Annotated in this window: 15 protein-coding genes; 6 read left to right on the forward strand and 9 right to left on the reverse strand. The window is 45.3% G+C overall.

Annotated elements, in window-relative coordinates; translation table 11 throughout:
* Positions 1 to 214 precede the first annotated feature (214 nt).
* Positions 215 to 1,066 (forward strand): N-acetylglucosamine kinase, encoded by an 852-nt coding sequence (locus AC07M6_RS10055; protein ID WP_494888972.1) that lies wholly within the window; start codon positions 215 to 217, stop codon positions 1,064 to 1,066.
* 121 nt (positions 1,067 to 1,187) lie between these two features.
* Here AC07M6_RS10055 and AC07M6_RS10060 read toward each other — a convergent pair whose 3' ends face one another.
* Positions 1,188 to 1,883, reverse strand: a complete 696-nt coding sequence (locus AC07M6_RS10060; protein ID WP_494888973.1) for an NUDIX hydrolase — start codon at positions 1,881 to 1,883, stop codon at positions 1,188 to 1,190.
* Positions 1,884 to 2,012: 129 nt separating this feature from the next.
* Here AC07M6_RS10060 and pfkA point away from each other — a divergent pair, with 129 nt between their 5' ends.
* The 4 genes from pfkA to AC07M6_RS10080 all read left to right on the forward strand — a co-directional run bounded on the left by pfkA (position 2,013) and on the right by AC07M6_RS10080 (position 5,426).
* A complete protein-coding gene (pfkA, locus tag AC07M6_RS10065) occupies positions 2,013 to 2,999 on the forward strand; it encodes a 6-phosphofructokinase (protein ID WP_494888975.1) in 987 nt (328 codons plus the stop codon).
* A gap of 5 nt (positions 3,000 to 3,004) precedes the next feature.
* Positions 3,005 to 3,853: a hypothetical protein gene (locus AC07M6_RS10070; RefSeq protein WP_494888977.1), complete on the forward strand. Its 849-nt coding sequence runs from the start codon at positions 3,005 to 3,007 to the stop codon at positions 3,851 to 3,853.
* Positions 3,854 to 3,861: 8 nt separating this feature from the next.
* Entirely contained in the window at positions 3,862 to 4,857 is a 996-nt protein-coding gene (gene gap / locus AC07M6_RS10075) for a type I glyceraldehyde-3-phosphate dehydrogenase (RefSeq protein WP_494888978.1), read from the forward strand.
* Between the two features lie 86 nt (positions 4,858 to 4,943).
* The gene (locus AC07M6_RS10080) at positions 4,944 to 5,426 is read left to right on the forward strand and encodes a gamma-glutamylcyclotransferase family protein (protein ID WP_494888979.1); all 483 of its coding nucleotides are present in this window, start codon (positions 4,944 to 4,946) and stop codon (positions 5,424 to 5,426) included.
* A 25-nt stretch (positions 5,427 to 5,451) separates the two neighbouring features.
* Here the strand turns inward: AC07M6_RS10080 and AC07M6_RS10085 are convergent, their stop codons facing one another.
* Together AC07M6_RS10085 and AC07M6_RS10090 are read right to left on the reverse strand one after the other, a co-directional pair.
* Positions 5,452 to 7,812 carry an ABC transporter permease gene (locus AC07M6_RS10085; protein ID WP_494888980.1) on the reverse strand — a complete coding sequence of 787 codons (2,361 nt, stop codon included), beginning with the start codon at positions 7,810 to 7,812 and terminating at the stop codon, positions 5,452 to 5,454.
* A 109-nt stretch (positions 7,813 to 7,921) separates the two neighbouring features.
* Positions 7,922 to 8,116 (reverse strand): hypothetical protein, encoded by a 195-nt coding sequence (locus AC07M6_RS10090; protein ID WP_494888982.1) that lies wholly within the window; start codon positions 8,114 to 8,116, stop codon positions 7,922 to 7,924.
* A gap of 106 nt (positions 8,117 to 8,222) precedes the next feature.
* On the opposite strand from AC07M6_RS10090, the gene AC07M6_RS10095 reads away from it, so the two are divergent.
* Complete coding sequence (locus tag AC07M6_RS10095; RefSeq protein ID WP_494889371.1) at positions 8,223 to 8,705, forward strand: tetratricopeptide repeat protein; 483 nt, start codon at positions 8,223 to 8,225, stop codon at positions 8,703 to 8,705.
* Between the two features lie 348 nt (positions 8,706 to 9,053).
* On the opposite strand, the gene glgB is transcribed toward AC07M6_RS10095, so the two are convergent.
* The 6 genes from glgB to AC07M6_RS10125 form a co-directional block, all read right to left on the reverse strand.
* Positions 9,054 to 10,958, reverse strand: coding sequence for a 1,4-alpha-glucan branching protein GlgB (gene glgB / locus AC07M6_RS10100; RefSeq protein WP_494889373.1), 1,905 nt, complete (start codon positions 10,956 to 10,958; stop codon positions 9,054 to 9,056).
* Positions 10,959 to 11,428: 470 nt separating this feature from the next.
* The gene (locus AC07M6_RS10105) at positions 11,429 to 13,891 is read right to left on the reverse strand and encodes a glycoside hydrolase family 31 protein (protein ID WP_494888984.1); all 2,463 of its coding nucleotides are present in this window, start codon (positions 13,889 to 13,891) and stop codon (positions 11,429 to 11,431) included.
* A gap of 644 nt (positions 13,892 to 14,535) precedes the next feature.
* Positions 14,536 to 16,251, reverse strand: coding sequence for an alpha-amylase family glycosyl hydrolase (locus tag AC07M6_RS10110; RefSeq protein ID WP_494888986.1), 1,716 nt, complete (start codon positions 16,249 to 16,251; stop codon positions 14,536 to 14,538).
* Positions 16,252 to 16,562: 311 nt separating this feature from the next.
* Positions 16,563 to 18,872 (reverse strand): glycoside hydrolase family 65 protein, encoded by a 2,310-nt coding sequence (locus AC07M6_RS10115; protein WP_494888988.1) that lies wholly within the window; start codon positions 18,870 to 18,872, stop codon positions 16,563 to 16,565.
* A gap of 42 nt (positions 18,873 to 18,914) precedes the next feature.
* Positions 18,915 to 19,595 carry a beta-phosphoglucomutase gene (gene pgmB, locus AC07M6_RS10120; protein WP_494888990.1) on the reverse strand — a complete coding sequence of 227 codons (681 nt, stop codon included), beginning with the start codon at positions 19,593 to 19,595 and terminating at the stop codon, positions 18,915 to 18,917.
* A gap of 247 nt (positions 19,596 to 19,842) precedes the next feature.
* Positions 19,843 to 20,847 (reverse strand): hypothetical protein, encoded by a 1,005-nt coding sequence (locus tag AC07M6_RS10125; RefSeq protein WP_494888992.1) that lies wholly within the window; start codon positions 20,845 to 20,847, stop codon positions 19,843 to 19,845.
* Positions 20,848 to 20,851 lie beyond the last annotated feature (4 nt).

The following is a 20,851-nucleotide window of genomic DNA, read 5'->3' on the forward strand; positions in this document are numbered from 1 at the left end:
GAATTCTAAAGAAGCCGCTTTCAAAATTGTATGATATGGATTTAGAGGCCGCTTTTACCTGGTTTAACATCTGATCCAACCAGTATTTATTCACTCATTTCCGCCAATCCCATAACCGTCATTTTGACACAAAAAGATTTATTTAAAAAATCGTCAAAGTGTTTGTTTTACAATAAGTAAAAATCATACTTTTAGCAAATATTAATTTAACATTATGATCATTATTGCTGACGGGGGCTCCACCAAAACCAACTGGTGCCTGGTTAATGAAGAAGGTAAAAAGGTATATTTCAATACAGAGGGATACAACCCTTATTTCTCAAGCAAAGAGTACATCATCCAATCCTTAAAGGAAAATCTGCCTTCCGATCTGCAGATCGACAAGATCACCGAAGTTAACTATTATGGCGCCGGCTGTTCAACTGTTGATAAGCGCAAGCAGGTAGAGGATGCCATGTCGGCTGTTTTTACTGCAGCTAAAGTTAACATTGGGCACGATCTGATGGCCGCAGCACGCGCCCTGTTAGGTACAGGCCCGGGTTTTGCCGCCATTTTAGGTACGGGTACCAATACCTGTATTTACGACGGTAAAGATATTATACAAAACATTGATTCGGGCGCGTATATTTTGGGCGATGAGGGCAGCGGTTGCTACATCGGCAAAAAACTGCTGATCGACTATCTGCGCGGTTATATGCCCGAACCGGTACGTAGCCTGTTTTGGGAAACCTACCACTTAACACCCGATGATGTGAACGAACAGGTTTATACCAAACCACTGGCTAACCGCTTTTGCGCCGGCTTCAGCAAGTTTGTGTATGATAATAACGTGCATATCGAATATTCGCGCAATTTGGTGCGTACCTCCTTCGAGGATTTTTTCCGCAACCTGGTAACCCGCTACCCCGATTATCAAAAATACACGTTTAACTGCATCGGTTCGGTAGGTTATAACTTCCGCAATGTGCTGGAAGAATTAGTTGAGGAAAACGGCATGGTAATGGGCAATATTATCCGCTCGCCTATAGATAATCTGGTGAAGTACCATTTGGAGGTAAAAGGTTAGTGATTGGAGATTAGTTAATTAGAGATTAGGATAATAAGAAGAGCCGGGATGCAAATGCATCCCGGCTCTTCTTGCTTTCGTATAGGCAATTCCTAAACCTAATCTCTAATCACTAGAATAATTACTTATCAAGGTTAAGGTCATTCTGGAAGATCTTCGAATACTTCCTGCGGTCAAATTTATACAGCTTGGCGGCACGGTACGAAACGCCTTTTTGCTTTTCGTCCAGTTCCTTTAAAAAGCCATAGCTCAGCATTTTTTTGCGGAAATTACGTTTATCCAGTTTTTTGTTGAGGATGGCTTCGTAAAGCGATTGCAGTTGGGTTAGTGTAAATTTTTCGGGCAGCAGTTCAAATGCTATGGGCTGGTAACCCAGGCGGCGGCGGATCTTGTTAAAGCCCGTCTTGAAGATCTCGGTATGGTCGAACCCCAATTTAGGCAGGTCATTTACCGGGTGCCAGAATGCTTTTTTGGCTATCTGGGTAATCGGCTTCAGTTCCTTTTGCCCGTTTAAGCGTAACAGTGCATAGTAAGCTACGGTTACAACCCTACCCTGCGGGTGTCGGTTCACCTCGCCAAAAGTATGAAATTGCTCCATGTGCAACCCTCGTAACCCCGTAAGCTCGTATAAAATACGCTCGGCGGCGTCGTCCAGGCTTTCATCCTGTTTTACAATATAGCCGGGCAATGCCAGCCAATCCTTGTAAGGGTCTTCGTTACGTTCAATCAACAGTATCTTCAGTTCTCCTGCTTCAAAACCAAATATCACACAATCAATAGAAAATACCGATTCAAATTTAGGTAAGTTTAATTCCAAGTCCTTTTCAGATTATTAGTAAAAGTTAAAGATATACGCTTAATTGATAAATGTAAAAAAATAAATAAAATTTATATAGTGTAATTTTTACACACTATATTCGCAATATCTTTTCATAACGTAAATTATATGCCTGATATTTCAAAAATTGCTGTTCTCACTTCCGGTGGTGATGCCCCCGGGATGAATTCCTGCATCAGGGCGGTGGTACGGACAGCTATATATAATAACTTACAGGTAACAGGCATCAGGCAGGGCTACCAGGGGATGATCGCTAACGATATGTACGATATGCAAACCCGGTCGGTTAGCAATATACTAAGTTTAGGCGGTACTATCCTTAAAACGGCCCGGTGTATGGAGTTCCATACCGATGAGGGGATGGAAAAAGCCTATCAGAATTTAAAGAAGAACGGTATTGAAGGTTTAGTAGTAATAGGCGGCGATGGTACTTTTACCGGTGCGCTGCGTTTCTCTAAAAAATATCCGGATATAGCGGTTATCGGCGTTCCCGGTACTATTGATAACGACCTTTACGGATCAACCTATACCCTGGGCTTTGATACCGCCACCAATACGGTTATTGAAGCGATAGACAAGATCCGTGATACAGCCGACGCGCACGACCGGCTGTTTTTTATTGAAGTGATGGGCCGCGATTCGGGCGCTATTGCCCTGCGGGCCGGGATATCGTGCGGTGCCGAAGCTATCCTGCTCCCCGAAAAGGAAACCGCTATTGACGACCTGATCACCAATTTAAAAGGCGGGCAGTACGATAAAAAATCAAGCAGCATTGTTATCGTGGCCGAAGGTGATAAAAACGGCGGGGTTTACGATATTGCACAGGCTGTTAAAAAAGAAGTAAAGAACTACGATATAAAAGTAACTATATTAGGCCATTTACAGCGCGGTGGCAGCCCTTCGGCATTCGACAGGATATTGGGGAGCCGCTTAGGTTTTGCAGCCGTAAACGCGCTGATAGCGGGCGAATCGCAAAAGATGGTTGGCCTGCAGGCTAATACTATTGTTTTAACCAGCCTGGAGGAAGCCCTTAACCAGCATAAATTTCAGCTGGAGGAGGATCTTTTACAAATGGCCGAAGTATTATCTATCTAAAACGAATGATTGCAGTGGTTTATAGCGGATCTAACTATGCCGATTGGCGGCTTGCCGATAAGGGGCGCACTGTGGCCTCTTTTAAAACCAGCGGCATTAATCCCTACTTCAGCGACGAGAAGAACATCCTGCAGCTGCTCAATAAAAACATCAACCTGATCCACCACGCCGAAGAGATTAAACGGATCTATTTTTTTGGCGCCGGCGCCAGTTCGGATGAATTACAGGGTGTGATCAAAAACGCTTTTAACATCTTTTTTAAGTTTGCTAAAACCACCGTTCAGCATGACATTGAGGCAGCGGCAATTGCCTGTTGCAAAAATAAACCGGGCATTATCTGCATTTGTGGCAGTGGCAGCAACGCCGCCTGGTACGATGGTAAAAAAGTTAAACCCAATAATTATGGCCTGGGCTATATCCTGGCCGACGAAGGATCGGGCAACTGGATGGGTAAGCAACTGCTGAAAGGCTATATGAGCGAAACATTACCTGCCGATATCCGCCAAAAATTTGTTAAAAAACACGAGACCGACCGAAAGACCATCTTAGATAAAGTATACCGCCAAAAGCATCCTGCGCTGTATTTAAGCGCATTTGCCGACTTTTTTGCCGAGAATATCAACGAGACCTATGTAAAGAAGACGGTAAAAGCAGGGTTTGATAAACTATTTAAAACTTATATACTGCCGTTAAGGGAACAGCATCCCGGCGCGCCGGTGCACTTTGCCGGATCGGTTGCCGCTAATTTCCAGGAGTACCTGCAGGAAACAGCCGCCGAAAATGGCATCAGTATTGAATACATATTAAAAGAACCAATAAACAATTTACTAAATTACTATCAAAGTAAAAATTAAAACAAAAAATGAAAATAGGAATTAACGGATTCGGTCGGATTGGCCGCCTGGCTTTCAGGGCCGCCATTGAAAGACCTGATATTGAAGTTGTAGGTATTAATGACCTTGTTGAGCCCGATTATATGGCTTACATGTTAAAATATGATTCTACCCACGGTCAGTTTAAAGGCACCATCGCGGTTGAAGGCGGTCACCTGGTGGTAAACGGTAAAACGATCCGTGTAACTGCCGAGAAAGACCCATCAAACCTGAAATGGAATGAAGTAGGCGCTGAAGTGATCATCGAGTCTACCGGGTTATTCCTTACCTTAGATACCGCCCAAAAACACATTGATGCCGGTGCAAAAAAAGTAGTAATGAGCGCCCCTGCTAAAGATGATACCCCTACTTTTGTAATGGGTGTTAACCATAAATTGCTGAAAGCCGAACAAACTATCGTATCAAACGCTTCATGTACTACCAACTGTTTAGCCCCTATTGCTAAAGTATTGGATGATAAATTTGGTATTGAAGAAGGCCTGATGACCACCGTACACGCGGTTACAGCTACCCAAAAAACAGTTGACGGCCCATCGGCTAAAGACTGGAGAGGCGGCCGTGGTGCTTACCAAAACATTATCCCTTCATCAACCGGCGCTGCTAAAGCGGTTGGTTTGGTACTACCACAGCTGAAAGGCAAATTAACAGGTATGTCATTCCGTGTTCCGGTTGCTGACGTTTCTGTAGTTGACCTGGTTGTACGCTTAAAAACGCCAACTTCATACGAAGGTATTAAAGCTGCGATGAAAGAAGCATCTGAAGGCGAATTGAAAGGCATTTTAGGTTACACTGAAGATGAAGTGGTATCTGAAGATTTTAAAGGTGATGCACGTACTTCTATTTTCGACGCTAAAGCTGGTATCGCGCTGAATGATAACTTTGTGAAAGTAGTATCATGGTATGATAACGAATGGGGGTATTCAAACAAACTGATCGACCTTGTTCAGGAAATTGGTAAATTATAATCTCCACCCTCATTAAATATAACAGGAAGCCGGTCATTTTTTGGCCGGCTTTTTGTTTTTATAATTGCAGATAAGATTCAATTGTTATGTTGTTATTTGCTTATGCCTCCAATATGGATGTGGATGAGTTTGCCAAGACCGTCCCGTCCGCTAAAAAAATAGCCAACGTTAAAGTAGCCGGTTACCAGTTTGGATTTACCTTAAACGGTAACGATGGCTCGTCCAAAGCCAGCCTCGTACCCTCTGTCGAACCTACCGTTACCTGGGGTGTGCTGATCGAGTTTAATGATGATGAAAAGGATAATTTCTTTTTCCAGGAAGATTGGTTTGAGTGGACCACCGTAAACTGTACAGACGAAAACGGCAACCTATATAAAGCCTGGGCATTTATTACCCAGCCCCACGCCGTCAATAACTTCACGCTGCCTTATGATTGGTACCATGCCAAAATTTTAAACCTGGCTAAAAAACAAGGTTTCCCTGCCGATTATATTTTAAGTATCGAACAAATGCCCTGCAAGGTTGACCCGGATGAAAAACGCCGTGCAAAGAAAATGAAAGAACTATAAACCATCTTATCATAATAGTTTTATCCTACTCGTTTTTTAAACTATTAACCGGGTTGCTCACTGCAACCTTAATGGTTTGATAACTGATCACTATTACAGCTATCATCAGGATAACTGCTACCGGCAATAACAATAACCACCAGCTGATCGTAATATGATACGCATAAAAGGCCAGCCATTTATTCATCACCAGCCAGGTGATAGGTATGGCCAATACAGCCGCCAGGGCTATCAGTTTAACAAAATCTTTAGCCAGCAACACCAGCAGTTGATTTACTGCCGCTCCTAATACCTTGCGGATACCGATCTCTTTGATACGCTGGTTAGCCATTAAATAAGCCAGGCCGTAAAGGCCCAGACAGGCTAACAGGATGGATAATAGCGTGAAGTAATTAAACAGCCTGATGCTGGTCATGTCTTTTTGGTATAGGTCATTAAAACCACTATCCATAAAACTGTAACTAAAGGGCACATCGGGGAAATAGCTTTGCCAAACGCTTTTCACCAGCTTTAGGTTATTGGGGCTAATTTTTACCAATACCGAAGTAGCGGGCATGGCATTATAAACCAACACTAAAGGCGCTATGGGGTTATGTAATGATGCGTAATGGAAGTTTTTCACCACGCCAATTATATGTCCTTTCTTCTCAAAGCCATCAATGGTTGTACCAATGGGGTTTTTAAGGCCAACCTGCTTTATAAAAGCTTCATTAACAATATAGCCCCCTTTTTTATCAGCCACACCTCCCCGAAAATTCCGGCCTGCCGCCATCTTCATAGCCAGCAATTGCATAAACTGCTCGTCAACCGAAAAATAATTAGCAACTATTTCCCTTTTAATACCATTGGCTATTACTGTTGTGGTTGATTTTGGTGTTTCGTTATTACGCATAGACAGGCCAGTTTGCACAGCCGTCCCTTTAACCTGCATTAATTGCCTTAGCGCATTGTTAAAAGCGCTAACCCGCAACAAGGTAACCGAATCATCGGGCAAACCAATGTTGAGTACCTGGCTTTTATCGTAACCTAAGGACCGGTGCTGCACAAAATTGATCTGCCTGTTCATAATAAACGCGCCGGCTATCATTACCGTAGCAATTACAAACTGAACGGTGGTTATAACCTTGCGCATGGTTACGCCTTTGGCATGATACTTAAAATTACCTTTTAAAACAGCCACCGGGCTAAATGCCGACAATACCAAAGCCGGATATAACCCGGTTAATAACGATGATACCAAAACCAGTCCACCGATAACCAAAACACTCAGGGACGAAGCCCGGAAAGATATTTTAATTTGCAACAGATGGTTTAAAAACGGCAGCATCACAAACATGATCCCTATCCCGATAACCAGGGCTATTATCGTCACAAAAAACGACTCGAACAAAAATTGCCTCACCAGGCCCGATTGCAGCGCGCCGTTAACCTTCCGTACCCCTACTTCTTTCGCTCTTTCGGCAGCACGGGCTGTTGACAGGTTAATATAGTTTAACAGCGCTATAAATAATATCAGCATGGCCAGTACCGAAAACACGTAAACCAGCATCTTATCGCCTTTAGGGGTATCACCTAATTTATCCGCGCTGAAATGCACATCGGTTAAGGCCTCGGCATTAAACTGCATGGAATATCTTACCGCACCAGTTTTATTAAGCTCGGGCTGTATATCTCTTTTAGATATTACGGCGAGTTTATTTTGCAGCGTTGGCAGGTGGGGTTTATTTTTAAACAACACAAAAGTATAGACCGAAAAATCGTCGCCCATCCAGGTGGTTACTTTGGCAAAATCACCTTGTGTTAACGCGCTAATCTTCAAATCCGAATTTTCGGGCAATTGGGCAAGTACACCGGTTACATGATATAGTTTTTTATCACAGATAATGCGTTTACCCATTGCCTTATCATTCCCAAAATATTTTTTAGCCAGTTTTGCGGTTATCACTATTCCTTGTGGGTCGGCCAGGGCATGTGCCGGGTCGCCTTCTATCAGCGGATAATTAAATACTTTAAAAATACCGGCATCTGTAGCGTAAACATTTTCTTCGTTAAATACTTGGTTATTTACTTTAATAATAGCCTTACTGGGTTCCAGGCGTACAATGTCTTCCACATCAGGATAATCGCGTTTTAAAGTACTGGCCAGCAGTACCGGCGTTAAAGCGATATTAACATTATCTTTTTCGGGGGTGCGCATCAGGTTGGTAATACGTACAATACGGTCTTTATTGGTATGATAGGCGTCGTAACTTAACTCGTAATGCACATATAACGAAATAAGCAGACAGGCGGCAATACCAATGGCCAGGCCACCTATATTAATTATCGAAAAAATTTTGTGCCGTACCAGGTTGCGCCAGGCAATTTTTAAATAGTTTTTGATCATGACCGTACATTTAGGAGTTGTAAATGTAACCGGTTGATTGGAGTATAATTATTGATTAACAGTTATTTAACAAAGTTTAACAAGTGTTTAACAAGTGTTCAGACAAACATCACATCAGCTCCTTATCCTTTATTTCATGATAGGTTTTATACGCCAGGTAATATAAAACCACTACCATAAACAAGTCGCCCGACAGGTTCCAGAGGTTAATGCCGTTGGTATGGGTAGTTAAAAGCTGGTACACAAAAAGGATGAGCGCTATAGTGCCTGCTACCAGGTATATGTAATAAAACTTGTTGTTCATTATGGTGTTATTCTATAGCCTTAACCAATATCAGGTGTTAAAGTTTTATCGCAACACAACCATGTTTGCAAAAAAATGATATATTGCATTAATTAATTTAAACGTGATGCATAACTGGGAAGATACTTACCTTGAGGCAGAAGAGGCTATACGCAATACTAACTACCTGCACGCCAAGCAATTATTGGAAAACATCATCCTGGATGAACCCTCAACCGCGCAGGCGCATAACTCCTTAGGCTGGCTGTACCGCACCCAGTTTGATGATTACGAACGTGCCGAAAACCACTATAAAGCCGCCATCCGTAGCAATCCAAGCTACCCGCATGCCTATATTAACCTGCTGATCTTATATACTTACCAGGAGCAATGGGACAAAATAAAATCGGTAGCCGATAAGGCCATGACCAAATCACTGGTTGATAAATCGCTGATCAATTACCGTTTGGGGATTATGGAAGAATACCTGCAAAACTTTGACAGTGCTATAGCCTACTACAAAAAGGCCATTAAGCTATGCCTCAATTTCGATTCGATAGAGGATTATAAAAGGGCTATCGCTAATTGCGAGTATAAGGCATCGTTGTAATACACCTCTCCACAAACATTTCCCTCTTGAGAGGGGTCAGGGGTGTGTCCTTTCTACGATTTGCATTTCGTAAATGACACACCCCTGCCCACACACTACCCAACGCGCCCCCTCTCAAGAGGGGAGTTTTCTTGCGCTCGTCTGTGACGAGTGCTCCATACTGTATAGCGATTGCATCGCGAAGGAGCGTCGCAGACGCTGAACCACGTTAAGCACTCGTCACAGACGAGCGCAAGCAGTTCTTGATAAAAAACTATGTCATTTCGACCAGAGGGAGAAATCTTATACAAGCGATAGGTACACCGTATAAGATTTCTCGCTATCGCTCGAAATGACAATTATTTATAGTTAGGATACCTTCTTAAACATCACCACACTCAAAGGCGGCAAAGTAACCAGGATAGATTGCGCCTTACCATGCCAGTACTCTGGTTCCGAAGATATCATACCATCATTACTTACGCCGCTGCCCCAGTATTTTTTATCGTCGCTGTTGAAGATCTGTTTCCAGTTACCCGCGGCAGGTACGCCGGTACGCTGATTATGGCGCACAACCGGGGTCATGTTCAGGATCACTACTATATCATCAGCCGCATTAATTCCTTTACGCAGATAAGCCACTACCGAATCGTTAGCATTACCGCCATCAAGCCATTCAAAGCCGGCGCTTTCAAAGCCTTTTTCGTACAGGGCGGGCTCGCTTCTATATAGATGGTTTAAGTCTTTAACGGTTTGCTGTATGCCCAAATGGTTAGGGTATTGCAGCAAATGCCATTGCAGCGATTGCTGGAAGTTCCACTCATCTCCCTGGCCAAACTCGGCGCCCATAAACAACAGTTTAGTGCCCGGATGCGAGAACATATAGCCGTACATTAAACGCAGGTTGGCAAATTGCTGCCACTCGTCGCCGGGCATTTTACGCAGCATGGAGCCTTTGCCGTATACCACCTCATCGTGCGAGAAAGGCAGCATAAAGTTTTCTGTAAAGGCATATATCAGGCTAAAAGTAAGCACATTATGGTGATACTTCCGATTTATCGGGTCTTCTTTAAAATAATTAATGGTATCGTGCATCCAGCCCATCATCCATTTCATACCAAAGCCTAAGCCACCGGTATAAACCGGGCGACTAACCCCGCTGAACGAAGTAGATTCTTCGGCTATGGTCTGCACATCAGGGAAGTGACTGTAAACGGCTTCATTAAACTCTTTCAGGAATGATATGGCTTCCAGGTTTTCGTTGCCGCCAAACTCGTTTTGCTCCCACTCGCCATGGTTGCGCGAGTAATCGAGGTATAGCATAGATGCTACCGCGTCCACGCGCAAACCGTCGGCATGGTAACGTTCTAACCAAAACAGTGCGTTACTGATCAGGAACGCCCTAACCTCGTTACGGCCATAGTTAAATATATACGATTTCCAATCGGGATGGAACCCCTTGCGCACATCGGCATGTTCATATAAATGTGTCCCGTCAAAATGGTACAACGCATGCGCGTCGCCGGGGAAGTGCGAAGGCACCCAATCCAGTATCACCCCTACCCCTGCCTTGTGGAACTCTTCAATCAAAAACATCAGTTCCTGCGGGGTACCGTAGCGCGAGCTGGCGGCAAAAAAACCGCTGATCTGGTATCCCCAGCTGGGATAGTATGGATGCTCCATAATCGGCATCAGCTCTACATGCGTAAAACCCATTTCCTTTACATAAGGCACCATCTTTGCAGCCATTTGGCTATAGGTGTAAAAATCGTCCGGGCTTTCTATATTACGCGCCCACGATCCGAAATGCACTTCGTAAACCGAGTATGGCCTGTTTAAGCCGTTATGCTGTAAACGATTGGCCATCCATTCCTGGTCCTTCCACTCGTAAAAGGTATCGGCCACGATAGAAGCCGTTGAAGGCGGGATTTCCCAGCGCAGGGCAAACGGGTCCGACTTTTCCAGATCTTCGCCTGTAGATGCTTTAATATAGTATTTATAAGTTTCGCCAACGCCTACATTGGGCACAAACACTTCCCATATCCCCGAACCATCCCAGCGTGGAAATAACGGGGTTGAGGCCCGGTTCCAGCCGTTAAAATTGGCTATTACCGATACCGTTTGGGCATTTGGCGCCCATACCGCAAAGTAAGTGCCCACCACGCCCTTATACTCCACCACGTGCGACCCCAATTTCTCGTACAGCTTATAGTGCTTGCCCGATTTAAAAAGCGCGATATCAAAATCGGTAAAGCGGCTGTATACCTCGGGCATCGGCGGTAGGCCTGCTTCTGCAGCGCTGACCGCTCCCTTTTTAGGGGCGACAGCTTTTTTTACAGGTTTTGCTTCGGTTGTTTCAGCCTTTTTTGCTGATGAAGTAGTTTTCTTTTTGCTTACAGGTTTATCGGCGGGTAAGTCGGTTGCAGGTGTGGTTGTTTTTTTTGCCATAATAGATTGCCCAATGGGCACAGATAATTTTAGGCGATGAAGCAATAGCAATCATCTCATCAAATATACTTTTATTCAACAGATAATGGCAAGGGATGTTTTATTAAGATGACGTGTGATGAAGATTTAACCACGGAGGGTACGGAGAAAGAAAGCACGGAGGTCACAGAGATTCATTATTCAGAAATTACAAAGGTCACAGAGATTCTGCTATCGAATAACAAAACTCTGTGACCTCCGTGAAAACCTCTGTGAACTCTGTGGTTAAATCTTCTCTATGGCTAATTTCTCAACCGCTATTTCATGATCTTGATCTGCTTAAAGTTTTTGGAATGCCTGAATTCCAGCTTGTTATTATTGAAGGTAAAATTGGTCACCCATTTATTATCGATCATAATATTAGCCGGCTTAAACGGCAAACCTACTACCGAAAAGAAATAGTTCTCGTACCGCGGGGTATATAAACCTTCCAGACTTTGCTGCACGGTTAGCGACGCGTTGGTTCCGTTCACAATAAATTTCTTTTCGAGGTATATATCCTGCTCGTAGGCAAAAGTTTCACCATAATCTTCAAACAGGAACGAGTTAGCTTCAAAATCGCTGTAGTAAACGTTCAGTTTCACCTCCTCTATTTCCAGTTCGCCTACATATTGCTGTACCGGGTGCTCGGGTATTACCGATCCGGCTTTAACAAAAATAGGGATGGTATCCAGCGGGGTTTCAACCTCTACTTCATCGCCGCCATCAACCAACTGATTGGTCCAGAAGTTGTACCACTTGCCTTTGGGCAGGTAAACGGTGCGACTGGCAAGGCCGGGCGCCAATACCGGGCAAACCAGTATTTTATCGCCATAGGTAAATTCATCCTGGCGGAAATGGTTCTTTAACACATCCTGTTCCTGCATTACTACAGGCCTTAATATAGGGAAACCATAACGGTGATGCTCCCAAAATGCCGAATACATATAAGGCATCAGGCGCATTCGCAGTTCAATAAACTTGCGGTTAATAGCGGTATAGGGCTCGCCAAAGCTCCATGGCTCACGCTCTTTTGTATCACCCGCACTATGCGCCCGCATAAATGGCGAGAAGGTACCTAACTGGATCCAGCGGGTAAACAGTTCGCCGTCAGGCTCGCCACTAAAACCGCCGATATCGGTACCGCAAAACGGCACCCCCGACATGGATAAACGCTGGCACTGGATATTCCCCAGCTTCAGGTGTTCCCACGACGCCACATTATCACCCGTCCACACCGAAGCATAGCGTTGTAAACCCGAATAACCCGCGCGGGTAATGGTGAACGGGCGCTTGTTTTTCATCAGCTTGCGCAAACCCTCGTAAGTGGCACGCACCATTTGCATACCGTAAACATTGTGTGCCTTCCGGTGCGATCCGCGGTGTCCGTCATATTGATGGCGTACATCATCGGGGAAAGTCCCTGCGCCAAATACGGCCGGTTCGTTCATATCGTTCCACACACCGGCCACACCCATTTGCACCAGCTCGTCAAACAAGCCGCCCCACCAGGTACGTACCTCGGGGTTGGTAAAATCAGGGAACTGGCAGCGGCCGGGCCAAACGTGGCCTTCCATAAAATAATCATCGCAACGGCGACAGAAATACCTGTTCTCCTTACCCTCCTTAAAAACCGAGTAAGTATCATCCACCCGGATGCCCGGATCAATAATTACCACGGTTTTAAAACCGTCGGCAGCTAGATCGGCAATCATCTTCTTCGGATTAGGGAAATATTTATTGTTCCAGGTAAAGCAGCGGTAGCCGTCCATGTAATCAATATCCAGGTAAATACCATCGCAGGGGATCTTCCGTTCACGGAAGCCTTTGGTAATGGCCCGTACCTTTGCCTCGGGATAATAGCTCCAGCGGCATTGGTGATATCCCAGCGCCCACATAGGCGGCATAGGATGCGTACCGGTAAGGATATGGTAACGTTTCACCACATCCATCATGTGCGGACCGTGGATATAATAGTATTGCAGTTCGCCGCCATCGGCCCAAAAGCTGGTTTTGGTACTTTCTTCGGCGCCGAAATCAAAGTGCGATTTAAAGGTATTATCAAAAAATATCCCGTGGGCTATGTTTTCGTTTACACTGATATAAAACGGAATAGTGCGGTAAAGCGGGTCCTGCCCCCATTGAAACGAGTAGGCGTCGGTATTCCAGTTCGTGAAACGTTTACCGCGCAGGTTTAGTTCGGTAGGTTTATCGCCCAGGCCAAAAAAGGTTTCGTTTGGATGGCAAACTTTAGTACCATACACATAATAACCACCAAACTGGGCATTTTCTTCCCAGTGCATGGGCACGGCATCTACGCTGCTCACCACATTGTCCAGATCAGAAAAAGCGATAAAGAAATTCTTTTTGCTGATGTGGCAATTGATGCTGCTGGTGGTAATGCGGTATTCATCAGCATCTTCAGTAAGCGTATATTGGGCCGGGATAGTTTCGGCTTTGGGCACCGCGTACGAGAAATCTTCCAGGAAAACCCCGTGCGGAGCTACCCGGATACGGATGATCTCGTCGGTAATTACTATCGCCTCAACTTTGGCCTCGCCATCGGTAAAGTAGAATTTATTGCCCGATTGCACCACACTATTGGGGATACCGAGGTACTTTTTCACAATGGGTTTTATACCATCGGCGGGGTTATTGAGGTGGCGGAAACTATCCAGATCTTCCTCAATCAGTGGGGATCCGGCATTTTCTATATTAGGATCAAGTACGTTTTCTTCCATAAAATTGCAAAAAGTGCATCTTCACATTAACCAATAAACTAATCAGGAATAATTATAACGCTTGCCGCATTTATCCCTATCGCTAATAAACAATATTTGCTCAATAAACGAGCCATCCTTTTTGTAAAAAGTACACTATTTATAAATATATATCATTTTAGTAAAATATCGGGCCTGAAATTTAAAAATTGAGAAACCGGTTTGCAGTTCCCTTATTTGGGTTTGGTGTGGTGGATAATGAGGCAACCAGGTAAAGACAGAGGTTTGGCTAAAGCCAGGACACACCCGCATGGTATCCGTTGGCTGAAGCCAACGGCAATGAATAAGAATATGCAAGGAAATTCGTTGCGGTTATTTTTGTGTCCCCCAAGGTTTCTCGGCGAGGACCCTGCGTAAGTATGAAGGTCCGATATGTATATATCCGTTTTGCATGCGTGCGCAGAGTCATAGACTGAAGTCAGCGGCAATGAATGAGAATAGGATGGGTCAACAGGCTGACTTTTAAGTCATTTTATGTTAACCCCGAAAAAGCTTTAAATATCTGTATATCAAATACTTAATCTTATCAAAAATTGAATTATGTTAAGTCGTGTTAACCCCCTTACCAATAGACAAAAGACTCGATAGTCACAAAAAAACCAACCTTAAAACCCCAGCATCACCCCGCCTGTAGCCGGTAAGGTTAAATCAAGTCCGTTACCTATATCGTTGGCGGTAAACTTCACATCGCTCAGCACATCGGTAAACACTACCCTGCCGCTGATACCCAGGCGCTCGCGCAGATCGGCAGGTAGTTTCACGTTCAGCTGGCGCTGGTCATGGTTAAAGTTAACCACGATCAGGATCCGTTGCCTGGTGGTATAGCGCAGGTAAGCGTATACCTTATCATCAAAGCCGGCATTGTGATGGTTTTCCAGCATCAGTTCGTAAAAATCGCCCAGGCGTATGGCTTCATTTTCGCGTGCGGCCAATAATAATCTATGATAGAAAAAACGCAGGGCGCTTTGCCCGCCGTCCAGCGCGCCGCCGTCATATTTACCATTGTTCACCCATTTTTGCAGAGATGGTATGCCCCAATAATCAAAAATGGTGGTACGGCCATCAGGCCCGCTAAAACCTTCGCCACCTTCGGCCGGCTCGCCTACCTCCTGCCCCGAGTAAACCATTACCGGCCCTACCGAAAGCGTGGCCGTAACGATCATGCCCGGGATAGCCAGCCAGGGATTGCCTGCAAATACCGATGAAGCGATGCGGTATTCGTCGTGGTTTTCCATAAAGCGCAGCATATGCTCGTCTATACCGCGTGTATCATAATTCCACACTTTGTTAATGTCCCACGCGCTGCCCTCGTTGCGGGTCAGGCGGAACAGGGCATCGTACAAGCCCGATTTATCGTACAGATAATCAAATTTGCCGTTATAGATATAGTTTTTGTACTCGCGCACATCATAAGCCTCGCCAATAAATATCAAACCGGGAAACTCTTCCTTTAATCTTCCTATCACCCATGCCCAAAACTCCATAGGCACATGTTCCACCATATCGCAACGGAAAGCGTCAATACCTTTTGAGGCCCAATAATGTAGAATATCATACATTTTATGCCACACCGATGGCACAGGATCAAAATGCACCTGGCGGTTATTCATATAATCCACCCCATAATTCAGTTTCACCGTCTCAAACCAATCGTTGATGGACGGCGTGGCGCTAAAAACATCGTTACCGGTTGCCCTGGCAGGGTTCTCATCAAAATGCCCGTCTTTTAGCGGGTGCTTAAACCCATCGCCGCCGGGATTATAGCCAGCCGGCGTAACAAAGGGCTGACCGGGGATATAGTAATAATCGTTTTGGCCATCGAAAGCTTTGGTATGATCATCATCTGCCCCAAAATCGCGTATGCCATCGGGCTTAACATCCGAGTGGTAGGAACGGGCTACGTGATTAGGCACAAAATCCATGATCACCAGTAAACCGTTGGCTTGGGTACGCTTAATTAGGGCTTCGTATTCGGCCATACGGTTAGGTATATCAACGGCCAGGTCGGGGTCTACATCGTAGTAATCCTTAATAGCATAAGGTGATCCGGCGCGACCTTTGATCACATCCGGATCGTCGTTAGGGATGCCATAGGCCGAGTAATCGGTCATGGTGGCGTGCTCAATTACCCCGGTGTACCAAACATGGGTAAAACCCATCAGCCTGATTTCCTGCAGGGCCTTATCGGTAATATCGTTAAACTTGCCAACGCCGTTCTCTTCAACCGAGCCGTAAACTTTGTTAAGGGTTTTGGTATTACCGAACAAGCGCGGCAGTAACTGATAGATAACTAATTTATGATCGGGGAAGGATGCTGCCATTTCTATTATTACGTCTCTCTCTGCATATCAGCCAACCGGCTGATACCTTGTTTAGTTTTTGATGAATTGGACGGCGATATTAATTAAAATAATCTAAATGTTATATAAATGTGAACATCTTGCGTTCATACTGCATTGCGATTGCATCGCGAAGAAGCGTCGCAGACGCTGAACCATTTTAAGCACTCGTCACAGACGAACGCAAGAAATTTAAAACACAATGTCATTGCGAGGTACGAAGCAATCGCACAGCCAAAGAGCATATATGCATAGTTCGCGATTGCTTCGTACCTCGCAATGACAAGTAGTGGTTAGTGTTTAAAAACCTCTTCCGTGCCCGCGCCTACCGAGTGTTCCTGGTCATATATCAGCAAGTCTATATCCGTATCCGATAAATTCTTTACCGTTACACCTTCCTTGCTTACCGTAATTTTTATAGAAACACTTCTGAACCCGATATGGAACGAAAAAGAAGTCCATTTCTCCGGCAGGAAGGGATTGAACGACAATTTCCCGTCGCGCACCCGCATACCGCCGAAACCTTCCACCACCGACATCCAGGTGCCGGCCATCGAAGTAATATGGCAGCCGTCCTCGGTATCGTTATTGTAATCGTCCAAATCAAGGCGCGATGTGCGCAGGTAAAACTCGTAGGCGCGTTTTTCGTCGCCCAGTTTGGCTGCTAATATGGCGTGTACGCAAGGCGACAGCGACGATTCGTGTACGGTACGTGGCTCATAAAAATCAAAATTGCGGCGGATGGTATCCATATCGTACCTATCCTCGAAGAAATAGATCCCCTGCAATACATCGGCCTGTTTAATATAGCATGAGCGCAGGATCCTATCCCAACTCCATTTTTGATTGATGGGGCGGTCGGCTGCCGGCAGGTCTTTTACTAAGATCTGCTCCTTATCCAGGTATCCGTCCTGTTGTAAAAATATCTGCTGCTGTTCATCGTACGGGTAGTACATTTTAGCGATGATATCCTTAAAACGCGCGGTTTCGGTATCGTAATCAAAGCCGATCTTAGCTGCCAATGCATCGTATTTTGCCTTGTCGGATGCTTTTAACTGATCAGTAATTTCCAGCGCGTACTGCATACACCAAACAGCTATGGTGCTGGTATACCAGTTATTGTTCACGTTATTTTCGTACTCGTTTGGCCCGGTGACGCCCAGCATTACATACAGTTGCCTGTCAGCCGACCAGGTAATGCGCTGCGACCAAAAGCGCGCGATAGCCAGCAATACTTCCAAACCGTAATCGGCCAGGTAAGCTTCATCGCCGGTGTAACGGACATAGTTGAATATGGCAAAAGCGATAGCCCCGTTCCGGTGGATCTCCTCGAAGGTGATCTCCCACTCGTTATGGCATTCGGTACCGTCCATGGTTACCATGGGGTATAGCGCCGCGCCGTTGTTAAAGCCTAATAGTTTGGCGTTATCAATAGCCTTGCCCAATTGCTTGTAGCGGTAAAGCAGTAAGTTGCGGGTAACCTGCTGCGGCGCGGTAGACAGGTAAAACGGCACACAATACGCCTCGGTATCCCAATAGGTTGAGCCGCCGTACTTCTCGCCCGTAAAACCTTTGGGGCCGATGTTCAGGCGGTCGTCCTCGCCGGTATAGGTTTGGTTTAACTGAAAAATATTAAAGCGGATAGCCTGCTGCGCTGAGGCATCGCCCTCGATAATAATATCGTTATGCTCCCATTTTTTAGCCCAGGCAGCGGCTTGCTCGGCCAGCATGGTGTCGAAACCTTTGGCGCTTACGCGATCTAATGTGGATTTGCATAGTTCAGCCAATTGTTCGGCCGGGTGGTTTTGTGATGACAGGTTAGCGGCGTATTTATAGATGGTAACAGATTGCCGGGTGCCAATTTGATGTTTGATATTAGCCCCTACATATTTTTCTTTGGTAAAGGGCTCACTTTTTAACACCCTTGGGTCACCATTCACCAAGGTGGTAAATTTCATACCTGTCGCTACTTCAAAGCCGGTTTTTTTAGTACGCATATGTACATAACCACCATCAACCCAGGCATCCTTGCCTACTTCATCCCAAAATTTTTCATCATAGTTAGCATCTTGGTTTTTTACATCACCGTCTATAAATGGATTTATAACCAGTTCACCGGCAAAATTTATAGATGTGATTTGATATTTAATAGCCGCTGTTTCATCGTCGGCCATGCTACAAAAACGTGTAGCCTCAACAACTACTTCTTTATTGCCTTTTGTTTTAGCCCTAAACCTTCTCTTTAGATATCCCTCTTTCATGTTCAGTTCACGATAGAAGTCGCTAACTGTGCAATGGGCTAAATCTAATTGCTCCCCATCTAAATGTATATCAATCCCCACCCAATTAGCCGCATTCAGCACCTTGGCAAAGTATTCGGGATAACCGTTTTTCCACCAGCCTACGCGGGTTTTATCGGGATAATATACCCCGGCTACGTAGTTGCCTTGCAGGGTTTCGCCGCTGTAGGCTTCCTCAAAGTTGGCCCGTTGCCCCATACGGCCGTTGCCCAGGCTAAAAATACTTTCGGATATTTTATGCAGATGCGGATCGAAGCCCTCTTCAATGATCCGCCATTCGTCAATTTTTATGTAGTCTTTCATAAACCCCCAAGCCCCCTAAAGGGGGAGTAATTAAATCAAAATTTATATTTTATTAAGCAGCCATTCCTCCTGCTCCCCCTTTAGGGGGCTGGGGGGCGGCACTTCATATAGTCCCTTTACTACCATATCAGCTTTAGTTAAAACAGACGGTTCGCCTATCCCTACAGCTTTCATCCCCCCTGCTTTTGCAGCTTCCACACCGGCAATGGCATCTTCAAAAACCACGCATTGGGATGAGTTTACACCCAACTCCTCTGCCCCTTTCAAAAAAACTTCGGGATCTGGTTTGGCTTTGGTGACTTTATTACCGTCGATAATGGCATCAAACAGACTGGTCATCCCTATTTTATCCAGTATCATCATAGAGTTTTTACTGGCCGATCCTAAAGCAGTTTTAATCCCGGCATCACGGCAAGCCTGTACAAACTCCCTGGCGCCGGGTAATATCTCATCAGGTTTCATGTGACTGATCATATCTACATACCAGGTATTTTTGCGATTAGCCAGTTCCTCCTTTTCAGCTTCGGTTTTGGTAACGCCACCCATTTGCAGGATAATCTCCAGCGAGCGGGTACGGCTTACGCCTTTCAGCTGTTCGTTATCATGTTCGGTAAAATCAAAACCCAGTTCGTTAGCTAAACGCTTCCAGGCCTGGTAGTGGTAAATGGCAGTGTCTACTATAACACCGTCCAGATCAAAAATACAGGCTTTTATGTTGCTCATCTCAATGGGCGAAAGGTACAAAATAGCCTTAAATACAGGCGGATTTGTTTAAATCTTTTGAATATGAAACCGTAACAGTTTTTACGCCGTAGGTGCTACATGTTTGTAGCTAACAAGCAAAATCCGGATTGCGCCATAGGTGCTACCCTTTTCTTCATCTGCAAAATAAAGGGTAACCCCTAACGGGGCATTATATACTTGAATATATTACTACAAACAGGTAGCACCTACGGCGCACAGAATTATGCTACATTTTACCCGCTTTGCTCAAAACAAAGAGCGCGCCGGCCGTAACCCACTCGTTCATCCGGGTTTTACTTGTGCCCCCCCAATCCACATAATCGGCGTTTAAGGCAATTTGTTGCGATACTTTATAATAGCTTTTCCCGGCCGGCCAGCCGCCGCCGGGTAATTGTTTGCTTTGCAGCAGATCGATTGCGGCCTTACACCTTGTATCATTAATAAAACCGGCTTCGGCCATCCCTTTTAAGCCGGCCAAAATATCATAGTGCCAGTATAAAGGGTAGTGCAGGCTTGTAAATTCGGGGTGGATCAGTTCGCCGTTACTTTGCTTTTTGTACAAATCCCGCTTCAGGAACACTTCAGCAGCCCGTTCCGCGGCTTTGGCAGCACTGGCGCTGCCTGTTGTTTGCGCATACAACGCTAATCCCCGTAAGGGTAACAAAGTTTCCATAAACGACGAATGGGTGGCATCGGGGTTTTTATCGCAGTTCCAGCCGCCGTCCGGCCATTGCCAGTGCAGCAGGCGTTCAACTAAATCATCCAAACGATTATCCTGTAAACCCAGTTTCAGCAGCATATATAAGGTATTGCCTTGCTGCGATGCGCAACGCCTGTGCCTGCCCTGCATAACGGGGACGCCGGCTTTTTGATAAGCTTTAGCCTGACTACCGGCTTCAAATTCGGTATAAAAACCTTCATCCAGCCAATAATCCAATAGTGCATTTTTTATAGGGATCAGTTGCTCATCTCCCGGTGGATAACCGATATCTGCCAGCGAGGCCATCACCCAGTGCGCCCCCTGCCATTTGACGTAAACACCCCGGCCCTGATTGAGTTGCGGATCATTTAAACCACTTAAGAGCTTTTTCGCTACTTCGCTATTCCTGATCTCATTTTGTAAGGCCAGCATTGAGGGGCTGTTCATATCCTCGCCTAAAACATGCGCCCTTATCTTCCAGCAGATGGATGGATTGGGAGATTGTAATAAAAGGTTGATCAAAGCCTGCAATACG

This window comes from Mucilaginibacter sp. GW821-FHT07H05, assembly GCF_059418485.1.